Origin of the sequence: Coprococcus hominis (ex Arizal et al. 2022) (assembly GCF_040094675.1) — a bacterium.
GTDB classification, from domain to species: Bacteria; Bacillota; Clostridia; order Lachnospirales; family Lachnospiraceae; genus Coprococcus_C; species Coprococcus_C hominis.
The window spans coordinates 55,002-73,748 of record NZ_JBBNHG010000034.1 but is presented as its reverse complement, the minus strand read 5'-3'; the positions used below and the strand labels follow the sequence as shown (position 1 = coordinate 73,748).

The window sequence follows — 18,747 nt, the reverse complement described above, 5'->3', positions numbered from 1 at the left end:
TTCTCTCGTGAGGTTTCTGTGACATTTGGATGCTACACTAAGAATGAAGGAGTGTGATACAATGCGAATTTTAGTAGTCGAGGATGACCGACTTTTGAATAATACTTTGTGCTATAACCTGGAAGCTGCGGGCTATGTTGTGAACTCTGCCCTGACAAAATCAGCAGCCAGTGATTTTCTGACCAGACAGGACTATGACCTGATCGTGCTGGATGTAAACCTACCGGATGGGAACGGCTTTGATTTCTGCCGGGAGGTAAAGGAGCGCCGGCCGGACACGGCGGTGATCTTCCTGACCGCAAATGATATGGAGAGCGATATGCTCAAAGGCTATGAGCTGGGCGCAGAGGACTATGTGACCAAGCCATTTCCCATGAGCGTCTTTCAAAAAAAGCTGTCCGTAGTGCTGGGGCGGCTGGCGAAACAGTCTGGCGGCGGTGATAGCTATGAGGACGGTGCGCTGTCCATCAATTTCTCGGAGATGACGGCTTCCCTGTCCGGTAAGGCGCTGGTGTTCACTCCGCTGGAATACCGGTTGTTGAAAATCCTGACCAAAAATCCGCAGAATGTTTTGACAAGGCAGGTGCTGCTTGAAAAGCTGTGGGATGCCGATGGGAACTTTGTGGATGAACACGCCCTGACTGCGGCTATCAGCCGGGTGCGGAATAAAATTGAAACGGATGGACGCCAGTACATCAAGACGGTGTACGGCATGGGCTATATGTGGATCGGAGGGGCGCTCAAATGAATATGCGGAAACTCTCCATCAATAAAGCCTGCGTTCTTTTGGGAACGCTGTTGCTGCTGGCGGTTGGCGCAGTCTGCACCGCTGTTTATCTGCTGACCCGGAATATAACCGCTGTCCGGTGTGTGTTCCTGTTCAGTCTCTTTGTGCTGCTCTGCGTCATCTGCTTTGTGGCGTTGATCCGCCGGAAGCTGGTCCGGTTCTCCGATGCCTTTTGTGGTCAGATGGATGATATGCTCTCCGGGGATATGCAGCCAAAGCAGACGGTTGAGGAAGAAAGCCTGTTCTATAAAATCAACTACCGGCTGGGGCGGCTGTACGAGGTCATGCAGGAAAATAAAAACAGCATCGCAAAAGAACGGGCTGACCTGCAAGAGCTGATCTCTGACATCTCCCATCAAGTTAAAACACCGATTGCCAACTTGAAGATGATCAACAACACACTGCTCGAAAACGAGGTTCCCCCGCAGAAGCAAAAGGAATTTCTGACAGCCCAGGCCAGCCAGCTTGATAAGCTGGACTTCCTCATGCAGGCCATGATTAAAACCTCCCGTCTGGAAACGGGAGTCATTTCGCTGGAGTAAAAACAGCAGCCGGTTTATGATACCCTTGCCGCTGCCCTGGGCGGGATTTTGCTCAATGCCGAAAAGAAACAAATAGATGTGCAGGTAGAATGCCCGGAGCATTTGGATGCGTGCCACGATAGAAAATGGACAGGTGAGGCCCTGTTCAACATTCTGGATAATGCTGTGAAATACACCCCGGCAGGCGGGCAGATCCGTGTGACGGTGGATGGCTGGGAAATGTATGTGAAGATCGACATTACAGATACCGGCATCGGCATTTCAGAGCAGCACCAGGGGACGATTTTCAAGCGGTTTTACCGGGAAGATGCGGTGCATGATGTGGATGGTATTGGGATCGGGTTATATCTGGCCCGTGAGATTGTGACCTTGCAGGGCGGTTATATCAGGGTGGCATCTGAGGTTGGGAAAGGCTCAACCTTTTCTGTTTTCCTGCTCCGAAAGTAGCGCCGACACGCCCCCAAAATTGAAATGTCACAGACTTGTGACATTTGGGGCCGAATTTAGCGGAAATTTTTTGTGGCTCGTGACATTTCTGTGAGGTTTGGTCGTTACAATGGGTTTATCAAAAAGAAAGGATGGTGTTCTTTATGAGCATTTTGCAAACGACTGAACTGAAAAAATATTATGGTGCAGAGCCGAACATTACCAGGGCCTTGGATGGTGTGACCCTCTCCATTGAAAAGGGAGAATTTGTAGCCATCGTAGGAACCTCTGGCAGTGGTAAATCCACGCTGCTGAACATGATCGGCGGATTGGATGTACCTACCTCCGGCCAGGTGGTCGTGGATGGCAAGGAGCTGTCCAAACTCAAAGACGAGGAACTGACCGTTTTCCGCAGAAGAAAGATCGGCTTTATCTTCCAGAACTACAATCTGGTGCCGGTGCTGAATGTCTTTGAAAACATCGTGCTGCCTGTGGAACTGGACGGAAACAAGGTAGACAAGAAGTTTATGAAAGAAGTCGTCCAGATGCTGGGGCTGGAGGATAAGCTGAACAATATGCCCAATAACCTCTCCGGCGGCCAGCAGCAGCGTGTAGCCATCGCCCGCGCTCTGGTGTCAAAGCCTGCAATCGTCCTGGCTGATGAACCGACTGGCAATCTGGACAGCAAGACCAGCGCCGATGTGCTGGGGCTTCTGAAAACCACAAGCCAAAAATTCCACCAGACCCTCGTGATGATTACCCATAATAGTGAGATCGCCCAGCTTGCCGACCGCATCATTCGGATCGAGGATGGTAAGATCGTGCAGTAAAGGGGGGCGGGACTATGAATGACATTCTATTTGGCAATAACAACAAGGCTGTCATCAAAAAGCTGGCGAACCGCAGTTTTCGCAGCAATAAAATGCGGAATGTGATTGCAGTCATTGCGATTGCCCTGACAACCTTTCTCTTTACGGCAGTCCTGACCATTGGCATGGGTGCCAGTGGAACGCTGGAATACAGCATGGCAAAGATGATGGGATCATCTGCGGATGCTCTGGTGCAGGGACTTTCCGAGGAGCAGTTCCAGCAGTTAAAAGAAAATGCCATGTTTGAAAAGGTAGGCTGCTGGATACCAGTCGAAATTATGACCAACACAAACCGGCGTGTTGCAGAGGTCGATTATGCCGACCATACCCAGTTGGAAATTCGGATGCTGACGCCGCGCACAGGCTCTGCCCCTCAAAAGGCAAATGAGGTTTTGGTCTCTGCCAACATACTGAGGGATCTGAACATTGAAGAAAAAATCGGTGCAGAAATTCCTGTTGAATTGAAGGTTCGTCAAAGTAATCAGGTTTATCATTTTGATATGGTCGTATCCGGCATTTATGATACACCAAATGAAAAATCGGAATCGGTCATTGTTTCTAAAGCCTTTCTGGAAGAAAACGCAGAAATGATGAGTGATATTGCTTTGGGGCGTGTTGGCTGTGGTATTTATACAGCCGATGTAGTAATGCGGGATAATTATATGGTAAAGGATCGCATTTCAGAGCTTGTCCGCAATATCGGCGGTAATCCGGATGATGCCAATGCAGACAATGCAGTTCGCGTTGCCCCTAACCCCATTGTCTCTAATGACAGCGGTCTTATGATGTGGCTGGTAGCCGGTGTTTTCGGTATTTTGTTCATGTTCTGTGGGTATCTGCTGATCTACAATGTGTTTGAGATTGCTGTAACAAATGATATTCGGCAATACGGCTTGCTGAGGACTGTGGGGACTACTTCCCAGCAGATCAAGCGTTTGGTCAACCGGCAGGCACTGTACTTGTTCCTGATCGGTGCACCACTCGGTCTGCTTTTGGGCACATTGCTTGGTCGCAGTATTCTGCCTGCTGTACTCCAGATATTTGCGGTTGATTTCAGCGGAGGAAACATTGAGGTCGGCACACTCCCGTATTTGGGCATTATCGCAGGAGCGGTTCTGTTCTCGGGACTTACGGTTTATATCAGTACCAGAAAATCGGTGAAGAAGGCATCTCGTGTGTCACCTATCGAGGCTATCCGCTATGTAGAGCAGGACACTGTTTCCATAAAGCGAAAAAAGACAATTTCCGAGGCAGTTATTCCCCGCATGGCGAAGGCAAATCTTCAGCGCAATAAGCGCCGGACAGTCTTTATTGTGATTTCCCTGACTTTGAGCATTGTCCTCTTGAACTCGGTGTTTATCTTCAGCGGCAGCTTTGACGAAGATGCCTATATCGAAAACCAGACCCGAAGTGATTTTATAGTATATAGTCCAGTCATTCAAGCTGCATGGGGAGATAACTTTGGGCATGATAGTGCTGTTCCAGAGAAGGCAGTGGAGGAAATCAAGGAACAGCCCGGAGTCACAAACGAAGCCTACCTGTACCGGAACACTTTTGAAGATGACCATATCTCTTGTGACTGGGGAACTCCCTATGTGGTTGATAACACAAATAAGGAACAGCGAATGTTGCCGGAACACCTCAATTTAGGTGTTTACCAAACAGAAAATGGTGGGCATACTGTTGGGTTGACTGCGGATAACCACCCCCTCGGAAATGTATTTGGCTTTTCGGAAAACTTTTTCAATCGGCTGGACATTATCGAAGGTGAAACTGATTTATCTATCTTAAAAGACAAACTTTGGAATGGTAACAATGTAATTTTAATGGGCGAATATAACGATCATGGTAACTTTGGTGGGGCAGATGCCGCCAGTTATTGTGGATTATCCGTTGGAGATACCATTCAATTTTATGAAAATGGAACTCCAACCGAGGAGTTTACCATTATCGCAAAAGCCGCCGCTACTCATAGCGATGTGACTATGACTGGCGGCGGTGCAAATATCGCACAAATAATAGAAGGTCCTAAAATTTTTATGGCTGAAAACAAATTCAAGGAGATTTATGAAACTCCTACCTTGTACGGTTTCCTCTTCGATGTAGAGGAACAATACCAGCAGGAGATGGAAACCTATCTGGCGCAGGATACAGATGTTGCCTATACCTCTATCTTAACGATGAAAGCAACTGTTTCCAGTATAAAAAATGTTGTCTTGCTGATTGGCGGAATGATCGGTGCGGTGTTTGCCCTAGTGGGCCTGATTAACTTCATCAATCTGGTCATGACCAATATCATTACCCGACGCCATGAGTTTGCCACTATGCAGAGTATCGGTATGACGAACCAACAACTCAGAAAGATGATGATTTCTGAAAGTTTCTCCTATGTGTTGCTGGCAGGGATTGCTGGTACACTGGCTGCGGGGGCGCTTGGTATGACATTGGTAAGGGCTTTTGTAGAAAACGGTCCAACCAGTATTATGATGACATTCCAGATGACTCTGCTCCCGGCGCTGGTTATGCTGATTCTGTTTTTGGCACTGGCGTTTATCGTTCCCGTTGTCGCACTCCGGCTCTTTAACAGTCGAAGTGTCGTAGAACGGCTTCGGGTAAATGAATAAAGGCAAAGGTGGTGAACAACATGAATGATATTTTATTTGGCAACAATAATTCCAAAGTGATTACCAAGCTATCCAAACGCTATTTTAAGAAGAATAAGGTCCGCAATCTGGCTGCACTGTTGGCAATTATCCTTACTGCTTTCCTATTTACCTCTATCACTTCCCTGGCGTTCAATATGGCGTCCTCCATCCAGCTCTCTCTGCAAATGCAGAAAGGCAGCAAGGCGGATGGCACTTTAGGATATATGACGGAGGAACAGTACGAGCAGCTTGTAAACAGCGATTTTGTGGAGCAGGCAGGCCACCGGCGTATCATTGGCTATGCAAGCAATACTTCCAGCCATTCCATTGAGATCAATTATGCGGACAGTGTGCAGCAGGAGCTGACCTTCTGTGTGCCTACTCACGGAGCTGCACCGGAGAAAGCGAATGAGATCGCCACCACGGATCTGGCGCTGAAGGCGCTGGGTGTAGAACCTGAGATCGGCACAGAGGTTCCGTTGGAATTTGAACTGCGTGGGAAAACTTATCATTATGATATGGTGCTTTCCGGCTGGTGGGAAGCAAGCAATGACTCTGTGAGCGTTGCGACTGTTTCAGAGCAGTTTATAAAGGAAAACCCCGATGTGGTTCAGAACACTTATGCGGTAGATCATGAAATGTCCGGCGTTACTTTTTCTGATGTCGTGCTGAAGAATAAAGCAAATGTTCAGCAGCAGTTGAATGAGTTCGTTTACTCCATTGGCGGCAATCCAGAGGATATGGGCGCAGACAATTTCATTCTCGCCTCTGAAAACCAAATGTCCCAAGGATTGACTTCATCAGAGTCTATCGTGTTCGCCGTTGTGTTTATCCTGATGTTTGTCGTGTGCGGATACCTGCTGATCTACAATATCTTTGATATTTCCGTGATGCAGGATGTTCGGCAATACGGTCTGCTGCGGACGATTGGAACTTCCACACGGCAGATCAAGGGCATTGTGAACCGTCAGGCGGTCTGGCTCACGCTGATTGGGCTGCCTATTGGTCTGATCGCCGGTTTCTTTGCCGGATGGGTGCTGCTTCCTATCGTAACAGAGATCATTAACCTTGAATACTCTATGGTTGGTACATCCGTATCGACCTCGCCTCTGATCTTTGTTATTGCCGCTCTCTTTACAATCCTGACCGTGTTTATCAGCACCCGGAAGCCTGCAAAAAAGGCGGCAAAGATTTCTCCTCTGGAGGCGATCCGCTACACCGAGCAGAATGCCTATAAAAAGAGAAGTGCCAAGCGTACCAATGGGGTAAAGCTGTCCCGTATGGCCTTTTCCAACCTGGGGCGCAATCGTCGGCGTTCAGCGTTTATCATTATTTCCCTGCTTCTGTGCATTGTCCTGTTTAACTCTATCATCATCGTGACGCAAAGCCTTGATGAAGAAAAGTGGGTAAACCGTGTCACCAGAACAGATTTTAATGTCTATAACTCCGCCGCATTTAATGTAATGGAAAGCGTTCAGCACCATGAAGATACGCTCTCACAGCAGGCAGTGGATCTGATTGCCGGACAGCCCGGAGTTGAGGATGAACGCTATCTTTACCGAAATACAAAAGACGATAGAAATGTGCTGGTTGACTATGGGTTTGAAGATTTAAGCGGCATAGAGCTATTCCATGAGGAAGAAGGCGTCGTAAATCAAAGCTATCAGGGATACAGCTTATACACCAGTTCTGATACCGAAAGGCGCTATTTTGGTAATGTGATGGGAGCCTCCGAAAATTTCTGGGCGGATATGCGTATTTTTGAAGGCGAAAAAGATGCTGAAACCCTAACGCAGAAAATGGCTACCGGAGAATATGTCATTATTGGCTGCCCCATGGACAAACTGACAGAGGAACCAAGGAACACTCCGCTGACCGATCAGTTACAGGTTGGAGAGAGCATTTCCTTCTACAAGGATGGGGAACTGGTCAAAACCAGCACCATTCTTGCAAAAGCGGTTCTCGTGGGAACAGAAACCGAAACGCCGACAGGTACCACCGCCCAGGCGCACATCGCCGCTGATGCTCCTTTTGTATATCTGCCGGACACTGTATTTAAGGAAATCTATGACGCTCCCACGCTGCTGACTTATGGATTCAATGTGGATGAAGCCTTGCAGCCGCAGATGGAAGAATTCTTGAGCAGCTATGTGAGTGAAAATACTTCGGTTGCCTATACTTCCACCAAGCTGTTGAAAGAGCAGCTTGATTCGGTCCGCAGCATGATTCTGGTTATCGGCGGTCTGATTGGCTGCATCATGGCCTTTGCAGGCCTGATTAATTTTACCAACATGATTATTACCAACATCATTACCCGCCGCCATGAGTTTGCCACCATGCAGAGCATTGGTATGACCGGCAAGCAGCTTCGCCGCCTGATGGTCTATGAGGGCATCTACTATGCCGTAGGTGCGGACATTATCGGCGGAGCAGTCGCAGCGATCCTGGCAGTCACAGTGCTAAAGAGCGCTTTGAACGGACCTTCCATGTGGTTCTTTACTCTGAACATTACATTGGTTCCTGTTATGGTCATTGGTGTGCTTTATCTGCTGTTGGCTGCGGTTATTCCGCTGATCGTTCTCCACTTCTTTAACAAGGGAACTGTGGTGGAGCGGCTGAGGACTTCGGAGTAAATCTGGAGGTCTTTGCAAAGACGATAGAACAGGTTAGAGGATGTATGAATTGAATGAAAGCCGGGAGGTTTCTTCCCTCTCGGCTTTTCTAAAAATGAAAAACCTCGCAGATTTATGAGGTTTCAGCTTATTATTTTATTCAGATGGAGTGTGTTGGTGACATTTCTGTGAGAATTAGCTGTTAAGATAAGAAAAAGAGTAAGAGTTGCCGCACGATGGCAAAAGAAAAAAAGCCGTCGTACAGTGACTATATTGTTATGCACTTTTGAGGCGGCTTTGAAAAAACAGAGCCGCCGTTTCTTTTTGCGAAAAGCAGAAACCCGACGACCCTCATGCAATCAGCAGGGGCGGCATTTTAGGAGGATGCCGTCATGTCTGTGTTAGTGGTTCACAATACCCATGAGTTACATCAGTTAAAAAAAGCCTTGCCCCGCCACCGGGGCATTATGTTTTTATATCGGTATTATCAATCTGTGTAAACCAGTATAATCATAGGTTTTCTTGTCGCGCCAGTATCCCTTTGTGGGGAGCTGGCGTTTTTGCTTGCCGTTTTTTAGATAGACGAGCGGTTTGTTACCGCTGCCGGTCTCCGCCTCCATTCGATTCACCCGTTAACTACCCGTGAATTGAAATGGAGGTACACGATGAAAAAAGTCAATCTCCGGGATCTGTATCCCGATATTTATAAAACCGATCACTTTGTAGAAGTAACCGAAGATGTGCTGGAGGCGATCCGTGACGCTGAGCGTGCAGAAGCTGCCTATGACCGGAGAATGTATCGCTATAAGGCATACTACTCCCTGGACTGCGACAACGGTATTGAGAATGCTATCCTGCTGAAACCTCAGACACCAGAAATGATTTTGGAGGAAAAACAGCTGAGGGAGAAGCTCTATGCCGCTGTGATGACTCTGCCGGAGAAGCAAGCTAAGCGAATCTATGCCCGGTATTACCTGGGTATGCGTGTGAGCGAAATTGCCTCGGCGGAGGGTGTAGATCCAAGCCGTGTCCGAGACAGTATCCGGCGTGGGTTGAAACAGCTGACAAAGTATTTTTGAAAAAGTTTCGTTTGGTGCGCTCGTTTTTTGCTCTTTTTGTCAGAGTTAATAGAAGGACAAGTTTTCTCCCTTCAACAGCACTTTGACAATTTCATAGACAGCATAACAGGTACATAACCCGTGTACGAGCGAGTGTGGAACGCCGCGAAGATGGAGCAGTCAGGGAGGTGATGAATAGAGCTGTTTCGGAGCGATCTACGATTTCACAAAACGGATGGTGGCAGATCCGGCGCGAGGACTGCACGGGGGCTTAAAGATACTTCCTCACGGCCTCCTAAAGACTTGGGGGGAACCCTGCGGCGCACGAGTAAAACGACGCTGCGGAGTTATGACAACCGCGCCAGCGGAGACCTGCTATGTTCCCAGCGTCAGGGTTGCGTGGCAAATGTGACGAGAATTGAGTCATATTAAAATATGAAGCGATTACTTTCTTAGGTGGTCATTTTCTATTCAAAATCAGATACCATGCGCTGGCAGTTTCGGCTGCCAGCGTATTCATGTGATTTTGAAAGCACGATGATAACCTTGGCAGATTGGAGGGAATATGGACTATGGAAAAACTCATTACACGAAAAGAAGCTGCTGAAATCCTAGGAATCAGCATCGCAACGCTGGATGCCGCCCGTAACAACGGCCTGATCTCTTATGTACAGTATGTTCAGAATGGCTGTGTGTATTTTACTGCGGCAGGTCTCCAGGAGTATATTGCAAAATGTACGCACAGGGCAAAGCCTGTTGAAAGAAGCACCACTTACCGCAAGCCTCGCGGAAGATCGTGAGCAGGTCCGTATCCTTGATGGAATCAGGGATGCCTGATAAAACAAAGGTACAGCGCTGGAGATCTTTTTTAGGAGGTGGAGGAATTGGCAAATAGAAAACGAGCGATTCCACAATACGGTACAGTTACGCTGAACGGTCTTGACTATTACAGGACAAGAGTTCAGGATGCAGATGGAAAATTGGTGGCCCTTTATGCAAGGACACCTGAAGAATTATATGATAAGGAACTGAATGCGTTGGAGCAGATCGACAATGATACATTTTGTCGAAAGTCTCCCACCGTTGCAGACTACTGTGAGAAATGGCTGCTGATGCAGTCGGTTCATGTACGAGCTACTACAATGACCGACTATACATCTAAAGTCAGAAGGCACATTATCAAAGAATTGGGAGATATGCGGATGGCGGATGTGACTTTGGATGACATCCAGCTTGCCCTCGTTCCTGTTTCCCAAAAATCGGCTTCGGTTTATAAGTCGGTGGTTGTCCTTTACAAATCTATTTTCCGGGCAGCAAAGGAAAGCAGGGTCATTGAGAAAAATCCAACAGTCTATCTGACCTCAAAAGGCGGAGGAGTTCCGCAGAAAGAAAAAGAAGCTCTGACAGATGAGCAGGCAGCCCGCTTATTGGATGCCATTCAAGGGCTTCCGCCGTATGTATTTGTGATGCTTGGTCTGTATGCAGGATTGCGGAGAGAAGAAATCCTCGCCCTGCAATGGGATTCTGTATATCTTGATACGGATACTCCATACCTAACAGTACGAAGGGCATGGCACACAGAAAGCAACCGACCGGTCATTCTTGATGAATTGAAAACAAAGGCAGCGGAGAGAAACATTCCTCTCCCCATCTGCTTGGCAGACTGTCTGAGAGAAGCAAAGGCAAATTCCACTTCGGAGTATGTTGTTCCAAATCGGGATGGCGATCCATTGTCCTACACGCAGTTTAAGCGGCTCTGGCAGTACATCGTTACCAGAACAGTTAAGGAGCGGAGTTATTACCGGTATGAAGATGGAAAAAGGGTCAGGCATACGGTCACGCCTGTTTTGGGAGAAAAGGCCGCTCATAATGGGAAAGTAGTTTACAGTCTGGACTTCGAGGTAACACCCCATCAGCTTCGGCACACATATATCACGAACCTGATCCATTCGTCGGTAGACCCCAAAACGGTTCAATATCTGGCAGGTCATGAGAGTAGCAAGATTACAATGGACATCTATGCCAAGGTCAAATACAATCGACCGGACGAGCTGGTTAAAAGTATGGGTGGCGCATTTGCTCAGTGGGATGGTGTTCGATCCTAAAGCACAGAAGTAATGGAATATCATAAGCAGTAAGAGCGAGGCAAGGATGTCTCGCTCTTTGTTTTCCCTAATCCGTATCTTTGATTAAATTCGTGCTTTCTGATAAAACGGGGGTGTAAGTTGTAAACGACGCTCATTATCAAGAAAGGAAATCAATATGGCAAAGAAAAATAGGAGTGTTCCGCAGTACGGAACCGTTACGAGAAAGGGAACCTTGTATTATCGAACTCGAATTTTGGATGCGGATGGCAAGCAGGTCAGTTTGTATGCGTCCACCTGTGAAGAACTGTATGAAAAGCAGCTGGCAGCGAAGAAGCAGGTTGAGGAGATTATTTTCCGGCGGAAGCATCCCACGGTTGCTGAGTATTGCGAGAAATGGCTGCTAATGCAATCAGCAAAGGTATCTTCAGCTACGATGAAGGGCTATACCTCTGACATGAGAAATTATATCATTAAGCCTTTAGGTGATATGTATATGGAGGAAGTGACCGCAGATGATATTCGTCTGGCACTTGTGCCGCTGACCAAAAAATCGGAGGGCTTATACAATACGGTAAATATGCTCATCAAATGTATTTTTTACTCGGCAGAGCGTAGTGAGCTGATTAGCTATAATCCTTGTGTTGGAATATCTGCAAAGGGCGGAAGGCCAACGAAGAAGAAAGACGCATTAACCGACCAGCAGGTTGAGGTGTTGCTGGATACAGTCAAGGGGCTGCCTCCCTATTTGTTCATTATGATTTGCTTGTATTCCGGGCTTCGCCGGGAGGAGGCGCTTGGACTGCAATGGGATTGTGTATTCCTGGACGCACCTACTCCGTATATATCCGTGCGGAGAGCATGGAGGTCAGAGCATAACAGACCTGTGGTTTCTACGGTGCTAAAGACTCCGGCAGCAAAAAGGGATATTCCGATACCGAAGTGTTTGGTAGATTGTCTGCGGGAAGCGAAAGAAAATTCCATATCAAATTATGTGATCGCTGACAGCAAGGGAGAGCCGCTTGCATATTCACAGTTTCAAAGGGTATGGCAGTATGTAGTTGTCCGTTCCACTAAGCCCCGGAACTACTATAAGTATGTAAATGGGGAGAGTATCAAATATACGGTTACTCCAACGCTGGGCATGACACAGAAGAATCAACCTAAAATCAAATATACGATAGATTTTGATGTGACCCCACATCAGCTTCGGCACACTTACATAACCAATCTTCTCTATGCAGGAGTGGACCCTAAGACTGTTCAGTACCTTGCAGGACATGAAAACAGCAAAACAACTATGGACATCTATGCAAGGGTAAAGTACAATAAACCTGAGGAGTTATTTGATGTGGTAAATCGAGCATTGGCAAAGGATAGATAATAAATTACCAAACTTGAAATGCCAGTTTGGCATCTCAAGTTGTTATAGGGAGAATTTATGGCAGAAATTACACCAGAAGCAAAAAAGACGGATGATATTACAAATGATTTAGTTGAAATCGTTCAACCGTCGATTGAGAAAATGATTTATGTTATTAGAGACAAGCAGGTCATGCTGGATAGTGATCTTGCCGTTCTTTATCAGGTTGAGACAGGGGCACTGAATAGAGCGGTAAAAAGAAATATTAGTAGATTTCCAGAAGATTTTCGTTTTCAGCTCACGAAAGAGGAATATCAAAACTTGAGATGCCAAACTGGCATTTCAAGTTTTGCGCAGGACGAAAATAATTATGGTGGTCGTAGGACACTTCCTTATGTATTTACAGAGCAGGGAATCTCTATGTTGGCGAGTGTGCTGCATAGCGAAGTAGCGATTAAGGTAAGCATTGGCATTATGCGCGCATTTGTGGAAATGAGGAGATTTATTGCAAATAATGCCCTGCTTTTTGAACGCATCAGTAATGTGGAATTAAAACAACTGGAATATCAAAAGCAAACGGATGAAAAATTGGATCAGATATTTGAATATATATCTGACCATGAGGAATCAAAGCAGAAAGTGTTTTTTGACGGCCAGATATATGATGCCTTTAGCCTGATTGTTAATCTGATTCAAAAAGCTGAAAAGGAAATCGTTTTAATTGATGGCTATGTGGATGTAGGAACGCTGAATCTTCTCGCAAAAAAGAATGAGAATGTATCTGTTGTGATGTACACATTGAAAAGAACCAAATTATCGCAAGGAGATGTTGATAATTTCAATAGCCAGTATCCTTCGCTGGAAGTGCGGTACACGAAAGTGTTTCATGATCGCTTTTTAATCCTAGATAAGAAAAATGCCTACCATATAGGAGCTTCCTTAAAAGATGCTGGGAAAAAGTGTTTTGGAATTACTCTGCTTGAGGATGATGGTATTGTGAGAGACATTCTTCAGAGACTGGAGCTTGAAACGGAGGAGTAAAAAGCACCTATTTTTGTGGTTAAGGAATAGGACAACCGAGAACCGAAAGGGCAAAAAAGCCCAGAATATCAAGGGAAAATGGCAATCAAAGAATTTCAGTACGGCTTGAAAGCAGCTCGTCGTGCACCACAGTTTTCAAAGAGATAATTTGCGAGCAATCGCATGCAAAAAGCTCCAGAGAATTTATTCTCTTGGAGCTTTTTTGTTGCGATTATTGGCGGATTGATGATGACCGAGCCGTAGCGAAGCGTAGAGGAGGTTCATGTGCTAGATTCGCAGATAATCCGTATAAGTTGACTTGCAATCCCCGCAAGTAGCTACCACAAAAACCTCAAATATTTGATAGAACCCGTCGAAAAAAACGAGTATAATAAAAAGAAAATACATAGAAAAGGGGGAGAGAAGATTATATATCTTCTGATAATGTATGGCAGCTAGTAAAAATTCAAAAGGGAAACGATTAAATATCTTATGGGTGATTATCCTGATCGGCAGCGTTCCGCTGCTCACGGCAATTCTGATTCTGACAATTTATTCTACAAGAAAAATGGAACAGGAACTTGAAGACAGTACATATGCAAGACTAAAGGCATGTGCGGTTTCGGTAGAGAAATACTTTGAGTGGGATGTCCGCGAAGACATCTTATGCAGGGACGATGTCAGCTACGAGTTTATCGATTCATTGAAAAAGGACAATATCGAGCTTACATTTTTTGAAGGAGATGAACGATACATCACTTCGGTTGTTGATGAGAATGGAAACCGTCCGGAGGGAACAAAGGCAGATGCTGCAATCTGGAAAACTGTCCAGGCGGGCAAGGATTACCACGCAGATGGTGTACAGATTGCAGGTGCAGATTACTATGTATACTACACACCGGTGTATTCCGATGCCGGTGATGTGATCGGTATGGGATTTGCCGGCGAGAAAACAGCGACTGTCAACGCAGCAAAGAAGGGACTTGTGCGTACATTGTTACTGATCTCTGCGGCGATAGGCATTCTATACCTGGGTGCCCTGATTCTCCTTGCGTTGAAGATCCGGAAGTCACTGGCGAAGACAACAGCACATATTGAACGGATTGCGAACGGAAGTATTTCAGAAGACGTGGAAGGCTCTTCGGCAATTGCGGAGATTGACACGTTGATTGATTCCTCAAAGATACTTAAGGAAAAACTGAATAATATTGTAACAAGTGTAAATGATCATGTTGTGAATCTGCAGCAGGATACATCTTCCCTGAATGAGCGCGCTGATTTCAGTAATGAGGGTGCCGGACAGATCAGTCAGGCGATGGAGGAATTGTCTGTGACCGCGGTGACACTGGCAGATAATGTGCAGGATGTCAATGCGAAGTCCATCGAGATGGGAAATGCAATCACGGATATCGATAATGATGTGCAGGTATTAAGTGCAAATTCTGAGCAGATGGGCAAGGCGAACAGCACAGCAACCAAGTCCATGGAGACTGTACTGGACAGCTCAAACCAGTCGGCAGAGATTATTGAGCGGATCACAAATCAGATTGAAGAGACAAACCAGGCGATTCTGTCAATCAATGAGGCAGTCAACCTGATTATGGATATTACCGGACAGACAAGTCTGCTTGCGTTAAATGCATCAATCGAAGCAGCACGTGCCGGACAGTCGGGAAGCGGATTTGCGGTTGTGGCAAGTGAGATCAAGAAGCTGGCAGAGCAGAGTGCCGAGGGTGTGGATACGATCAAACAGGTGGCTGATAATATCTTTGCGAAATCAAATGAGTGTGTGAGTATGGTACATGATGTACAGACATTGCTCAGAAAAGAGCAGGATGATATCTCTGCAACATGCAGCAGCTTTGCAACACTCAGCAAGACGATTAGTGACAATATTGTGGCAGTAACGCGGATCAGCGAGAAGTCAAAGCAGCTTGATGGTATCAAGCAGTCCATCATAGCCAATATTACTGACCTCAGTGCGATTTCCGAAGAAAATGCGGCAAGTAACGAGGAAGTATCTGCGAATGTGACAAGTATTGCCGAAGCAATCGACCAGATGAACACGGCAACCGGACATGTCAGCAAGGTGTCGGATGAACTGGCAGAAATGATGAAGTATTTTGAATAAGAATATCAGAAGGATGAAGTATGAGTGTATTTTATTTCATTAAAACAGGATTTTTCCTTCTGGTAATGTTATTTGCTATTATTATTACAATATGGATGATCCGATCACGCAAACAAAGAGAACGTGATGGATCGGTTGATCCCATTATGGATATGGTAAATCAAATGGGAGGGATTGGTTCTGAATTTGACAAAATGGTGTTGGATGTGAATCCAAAATACCGGTTGAAAAAAGATCCGCAGAGAATATACTGGATACTATTATTTGAGATTTTATCGTTTCTGGTAGTTATAGTCAGTATGATAAGAAAAATGATGGAACTTGGATATATTCCAGATATACATGGTAAATCAGAATGGGTATTTATTGAGGCAACGATTTTGTTGTTAGGCGGGATTGCATTGCTGCAATTCCGGAAAATAAAGAGGAAAATTCGAATTCGTGAGAACAATATGGAGGATATGCAGATAGAAGGGACGGTTGTCGATGTAGTGAATGGTTATGCTACAGCGATGCATGGCTATGGAAGGCTGATTGTTGAGTATTATGATCCATATGAGCTATGTAAGAAAAGAATTGTGTTAGGACAGGATTTTAAGGTAAAAAAATACCCAATTGGAAAAAAATATACACTTTCATATTCCAGATCCATGCATGAGGCATACGATTTATGTAATAATCGTTTAGAAGGGCGAAAGGACATATATTTTACGTTTATAGGTATAATAATGTGTTTGCTGGCTGTATTGTGTATCTTATTAGCGTTAATTTTAATATGATAAAATAGTTGAACGGATATTTGAGAACCTGAATTTTCAGGTTCTCTTTTTTATGTTCAAGATTAAAATACTACTTGACATATAATACTATACGTTATATAGTATACGACATAAGGAGGTATACATATGGATATTCAATTAAAACGAGGCATGTTGGATGTATGCGTGCTGGCGGCAATCAAAGATGAAGATTCCTATGGATATCAGATCATCAAAGATATGAAACCGTATGTGACAGTTTCGGAGTCGACGCTGTATCCGATTTTACGACGCTTAGAAGCAAATGCGTATCTGACGGTACAATCGGTGGAGCATAACGGACGACTTCGGAAATATTATCATATTACAGACGCAGGACGGGCGCGAATCGATGAGTTTCAGGAGGAATGGAAGGAACTGGAATCCATCTATCGGTTTATCGTTCGGGAAGAACCTATGAAGGAGGCACAAGACCATGAATAAACAGGAATATTTGTCGGCAATCCGGGTGCGGATTCCGAAGATGCCGACGGAAGATATGGAGCGGTTCATCGCTTATTACAGTGAGATGATCGATGACCGGATGGAAGATGGCATGACGGAGGAAGAGGCGGTTGCCACGATGGATACACCGGATGAAGCCGTGGATCAGATTCTGGAAGATACGCCACTTAGCAAAATCGTTAAGCAGAAGATCAAACCGACGCATCGCCTGCGTGCATGGGAGATTGTTCTGATTGTACTTGGTTCTCCGGTTTGGGTGCCGCTTTTACTTACAGCAGGAATACTGGTATTAAGTATGTTAGTTGTTGTATTTTCACTATTGATTACATTTTATGCAGTGGTCATATCAGCAGCAGTCGCGGGAATCGCGGGAGTTTTAGCTGTGGTTCCATTCCTGATGATCAGCAATGTTCCGGCAGCGGTATTTATGCTCGGGTGCGGAATCGCAGGTGTCGGACTTACGATTCTGTTCTTTGTCGCAGTGAAGCCGGTAACGGTGGGATTCTGGAATCTGTGTAAGGCAGCTGTGAGCGGCATCAAAAGAAAGTTCGTAAAGGAGGGCTAAGATATGAGCAGGACAAAAAAAGCGGTTATCATTGGATCCGTGTTAGTCGGTATCGGTGTGATTATAGGATTTATCGGAATTGCAATAGGTGGATTCAAGTTTCCGAATGGAGCGGTTGATCTGACCACAATGAAAGCACTTCATACCGAGAAGAAAACTGTGCAGATTGCGGATGCATTTGATAAAATAGAGATAGCCGGGGCAAGCAGCATGGATATTGAGATCTGCAAATCAAAGACCGGTAAGAATTATGTGGAATATTATGATACGGATGATTGGACAAGCCATGTGGATGTGAAGGATCATGTGCTGAAATTCACAACGGACGATAAGGGAAAACATAAAGCAATCGTATCACTGGGATTTGGAAAGGATACGAGGACGCGAATTTATCTGACTGATGCGGAATACAAAGAAATCGCTGTAACAACCTTGAGCGGATATGTTACAATTCAGGATGTGAATGCAGAAACTGTAAATGTATCTGCATCCAGTGGAGATCTATATATGAAGAATATAAATGTCCCGGATTCCATTATGGCAACATCTTCTTCCGGAGATATTGATCTGGAAAATGCAACAGCAAAGCAGATAGAACTTGGAGCTAATAGTGGAGATATTGAGATGCAGGATATAACCGCAGAAAGCTTGCGTATGTCGACGTCCAGCGGAGACATAGATCTGGAGAGCTGTGATGCTGAGAAATTCGATATCACAACATCGAGCGGTGATGTCGATATGGAGATTACAGCGGGACGCACATATCGGTTTGAGACGAAAACCAATAGCGGAGCTGTGGATGTTCCGGATGGAGATGCGGATTCCGACTATCTGTGCAAGATTGTAACATCGAGTGGAGATGTGGATGTGAAGCAGAAGTAGAGGTATATATGTTAGATATCATTATAGTAGAGGATAATCATGAAATCGGCGAGCTGCTTTCGGATTTTCTGCGTAATGAAAATTATATTGTGAGCGTTGCAAAGGATGGCGAGGCTGCATTGGAGCTTTTTGAACGATACGGAGCGAAGCTTGTAATCTTAGATCTGATGCTGCCGGGGATGGATGGCTTTGCAGTCTGCTCCAAGATTCGAGAGACATCCAATGCACATATTCTGATTGTGAGTGCCAAGACAGAAAAGAACGACAAATTAAAAGGCTTGAATCTGGGTGCTGACGATTACATTGAAAAGCCCCGGAGGATGAGAATTTATCGGATGCAGACCGCGAACGCAGGTTACAGAACTGGCTGCTGGATCTGGGGTGGTAGAAATGAAAGAGCAGATATCATAAGGTATCTGCTCTTTTATTTGACGAGCGATATAAAAATAAATATACTTAGGAATGGAATCTATTTGACGCACGACAAATAAACATAAAGGA

At 45.5% G+C, this 18,747-nt stretch carries 15 protein-coding genes and 1 pseudogene; all 16 read left to right on the top strand.

Annotated elements, in window-relative coordinates; all coding sequences use genetic code 11:
• Window positions 1–61: 61 nt before the first annotated feature.
• The gene (locus AAAT93_RS10010) at window positions 62–748 is read left to right on the top strand and encodes a response regulator transcription factor (RefSeq protein WP_227573378.1); all 687 of its coding nucleotides are present in this window, start codon (window positions 62–64) and stop codon (window positions 746–748) included.
• A pseudogene (locus tag AAAT93_RS10005) lies at window positions 745–1,776 on the top strand (sensor histidine kinase). Before AAAT93_RS10010 ends, AAAT93_RS10005 begins: the two are co-directional and overlap by 4 nt.
• Before the next feature lie 143 nt (window positions 1,777–1,919).
• Entirely contained in the window at window positions 1,920–2,585 is a 666-nt protein-coding gene (locus tag AAAT93_RS10000; protein WP_195328155.1) for an ABC transporter ATP-binding protein, read from the top strand.
• A gap of 14 nt (window positions 2,586–2,599) precedes the next feature.
• Window positions 2,600–5,248: an ABC transporter permease gene (locus tag AAAT93_RS09995; RefSeq protein WP_227573377.1), complete on the top strand. Its 2,649-nt coding sequence runs from the start codon at window positions 2,600–2,602 to the stop codon at window positions 5,246–5,248.
• Window positions 5,249–5,268: 20 nt separating this feature from the next.
• The gene (locus AAAT93_RS09990) at window positions 5,269–7,902 is read left to right on the top strand and encodes an ABC transporter permease (protein ID WP_227573376.1); all 2,634 of its coding nucleotides are present in this window, start codon (window positions 5,269–5,271) and stop codon (window positions 7,900–7,902) included.
• Window positions 7,903–8,546: 644 nt separating this feature from the next.
• The gene (locus AAAT93_RS09985) at window positions 8,547–8,960 is read left to right on the top strand and encodes a sigma-70 family RNA polymerase sigma factor (RefSeq protein ID WP_227573375.1); all 414 of its coding nucleotides are present in this window, start codon (window positions 8,547–8,549) and stop codon (window positions 8,958–8,960) included.
• A gap of 551 nt (window positions 8,961–9,511) precedes the next feature.
• The gene (locus AAAT93_RS09980) at window positions 9,512–9,739 is read left to right on the top strand and encodes a helix-turn-helix domain-containing protein (protein ID WP_002570947.1); all 228 of its coding nucleotides are present in this window, start codon (window positions 9,512–9,514) and stop codon (window positions 9,737–9,739) included.
• An 84-nt stretch (window positions 9,740–9,823) separates the two neighbouring features.
• On the top strand, window positions 9,824–11,044 hold the full coding sequence (locus AAAT93_RS09975; protein ID WP_227573374.1) for a tyrosine-type recombinase/integrase: 1,221 nt from the start codon (window positions 9,824–9,826) through the stop codon (window positions 11,042–11,044).
• 157 nt (window positions 11,045–11,201) lie between these two features.
• Window positions 11,202–12,407 carry a tyrosine-type recombinase/integrase gene (locus tag AAAT93_RS09970; RefSeq protein ID WP_227573373.1) on the top strand — a complete coding sequence of 402 codons (1,206 nt, stop codon included), beginning with the start codon at window positions 11,202–11,204 and terminating at the stop codon, window positions 12,405–12,407.
• Window positions 12,408–12,464: 57 nt separating this feature from the next.
• On the top strand, window positions 12,465–13,427 hold the full coding sequence (locus AAAT93_RS09965; RefSeq protein ID WP_195328162.1) for an ORF6N domain-containing protein: 963 nt from the start codon (window positions 12,465–12,467) through the stop codon (window positions 13,425–13,427).
• Window positions 13,428–13,854: 427 nt separating this feature from the next.
• On the top strand, window positions 13,855–15,537 hold the full coding sequence (locus AAAT93_RS09960) for a methyl-accepting chemotaxis protein (protein WP_117781323.1): 1,683 nt from the start codon (window positions 13,855–13,857) through the stop codon (window positions 15,535–15,537).
• Window positions 15,538–15,557: 20 nt separating this feature from the next.
• Window positions 15,558–16,316 (top strand): hypothetical protein, encoded by a 759-nt coding sequence (locus tag AAAT93_RS09955; RefSeq protein ID WP_021984662.1) that lies wholly within the window; start codon window positions 15,558–15,560, stop codon window positions 16,314–16,316.
• 126 nt (window positions 16,317–16,442) lie between these two features.
• Window positions 16,443–16,778 carry a PadR family transcriptional regulator gene (locus AAAT93_RS09950; RefSeq protein WP_227573372.1) on the top strand — a complete coding sequence of 112 codons (336 nt, stop codon included), beginning with the start codon at window positions 16,443–16,445 and terminating at the stop codon, window positions 16,776–16,778.
• The gene (locus AAAT93_RS09945; protein ID WP_118374752.1) at window positions 16,771–17,364 is read left to right on the top strand and encodes a DUF1700 domain-containing protein; all 594 of its coding nucleotides are present in this window, start codon (window positions 16,771–16,773) and stop codon (window positions 17,362–17,364) included. Before AAAT93_RS09950 ends, AAAT93_RS09945 begins: the two co-directional genes overlap by 8 nt.
• A gap of 3 nt (window positions 17,365–17,367) precedes the next feature.
• Window positions 17,368–18,246: a DUF4097 family beta strand repeat-containing protein gene (locus AAAT93_RS09940; RefSeq protein WP_227573371.1), complete on the top strand. Its 879-nt coding sequence runs from the start codon at window positions 17,368–17,370 to the stop codon at window positions 18,244–18,246.
• An 8-nt stretch (window positions 18,247–18,254) separates the two neighbouring features.
• Window positions 18,255–18,737 carry a response regulator gene (locus AAAT93_RS09935; protein ID WP_021984658.1) on the top strand — a complete coding sequence of 161 codons (483 nt, stop codon included), beginning with the start codon at window positions 18,255–18,257 and terminating at the stop codon, window positions 18,735–18,737.
• Window positions 18,738–18,747 lie beyond the last annotated feature (10 nt).

Bases quoted from the DNA above. Each gene is read 5' to 3' on its own strand.
- AAAT93_RS10010 (WP_227573378.1), top strand. From the start codon at position 62: ATGCGAATTTTAGTAGTCGAGGATGACCGACTTTTGAATAATACTTTG.
- AAAT93_RS10000 (WP_195328155.1), top strand. From the start codon at position 1,920: ATGAGCATTTTGCAAACGACTGAACTGAAAAAATATTATGGTGCAGAG.
- AAAT93_RS09995 (WP_227573377.1), top strand. From the start codon at position 2,600: ATGAATGACATTCTATTTGGCAATAACAACAAGGCTGTCATCAAAAAG.
- AAAT93_RS09990 (WP_227573376.1), top strand. From the start codon at position 5,269: ATGAATGATATTTTATTTGGCAACAATAATTCCAAAGTGATTACCAAG.
- AAAT93_RS09985 (WP_227573375.1), top strand. From the start codon at position 8,547: ATGAAAAAAGTCAATCTCCGGGATCTGTATCCCGATATTTATAAAACC.
- AAAT93_RS09980 (WP_002570947.1), top strand. From the start codon at position 9,512: ATGGAAAAACTCATTACACGAAAAGAAGCTGCTGAAATCCTAGGAATC.
- AAAT93_RS09970 (WP_227573373.1), top strand. From the start codon at position 11,202: ATGGCAAAGAAAAATAGGAGTGTTCCGCAGTACGGAACCGTTACGAGA.
- AAAT93_RS09965 (WP_195328162.1), top strand. From the start codon at position 12,465: ATGGCAGAAATTACACCAGAAGCAAAAAAGACGGATGATATTACAAAT.
- AAAT93_RS09960 (WP_117781323.1), top strand. From the start codon at position 13,855: ATGGCAGCTAGTAAAAATTCAAAAGGGAAACGATTAAATATCTTATGG.
- AAAT93_RS09955 (WP_021984662.1), top strand. From the start codon at position 15,558: ATGAGTGTATTTTATTTCATTAAAACAGGATTTTTCCTTCTGGTAATG.
- AAAT93_RS09950 (WP_227573372.1), top strand. From the start codon at position 16,443: ATGGATATTCAATTAAAACGAGGCATGTTGGATGTATGCGTGCTGGCG.
- AAAT93_RS09945 (WP_118374752.1), top strand. From the start codon at position 16,771: ATGAATAAACAGGAATATTTGTCGGCAATCCGGGTGCGGATTCCGAAG.
- AAAT93_RS09940 (WP_227573371.1), top strand. From the start codon at position 17,368: ATGAGCAGGACAAAAAAAGCGGTTATCATTGGATCCGTGTTAGTCGGT.
- AAAT93_RS09935 (WP_021984658.1), top strand. From the start codon at position 18,255: ATGTTAGATATCATTATAGTAGAGGATAATCATGAAATCGGCGAGCTG.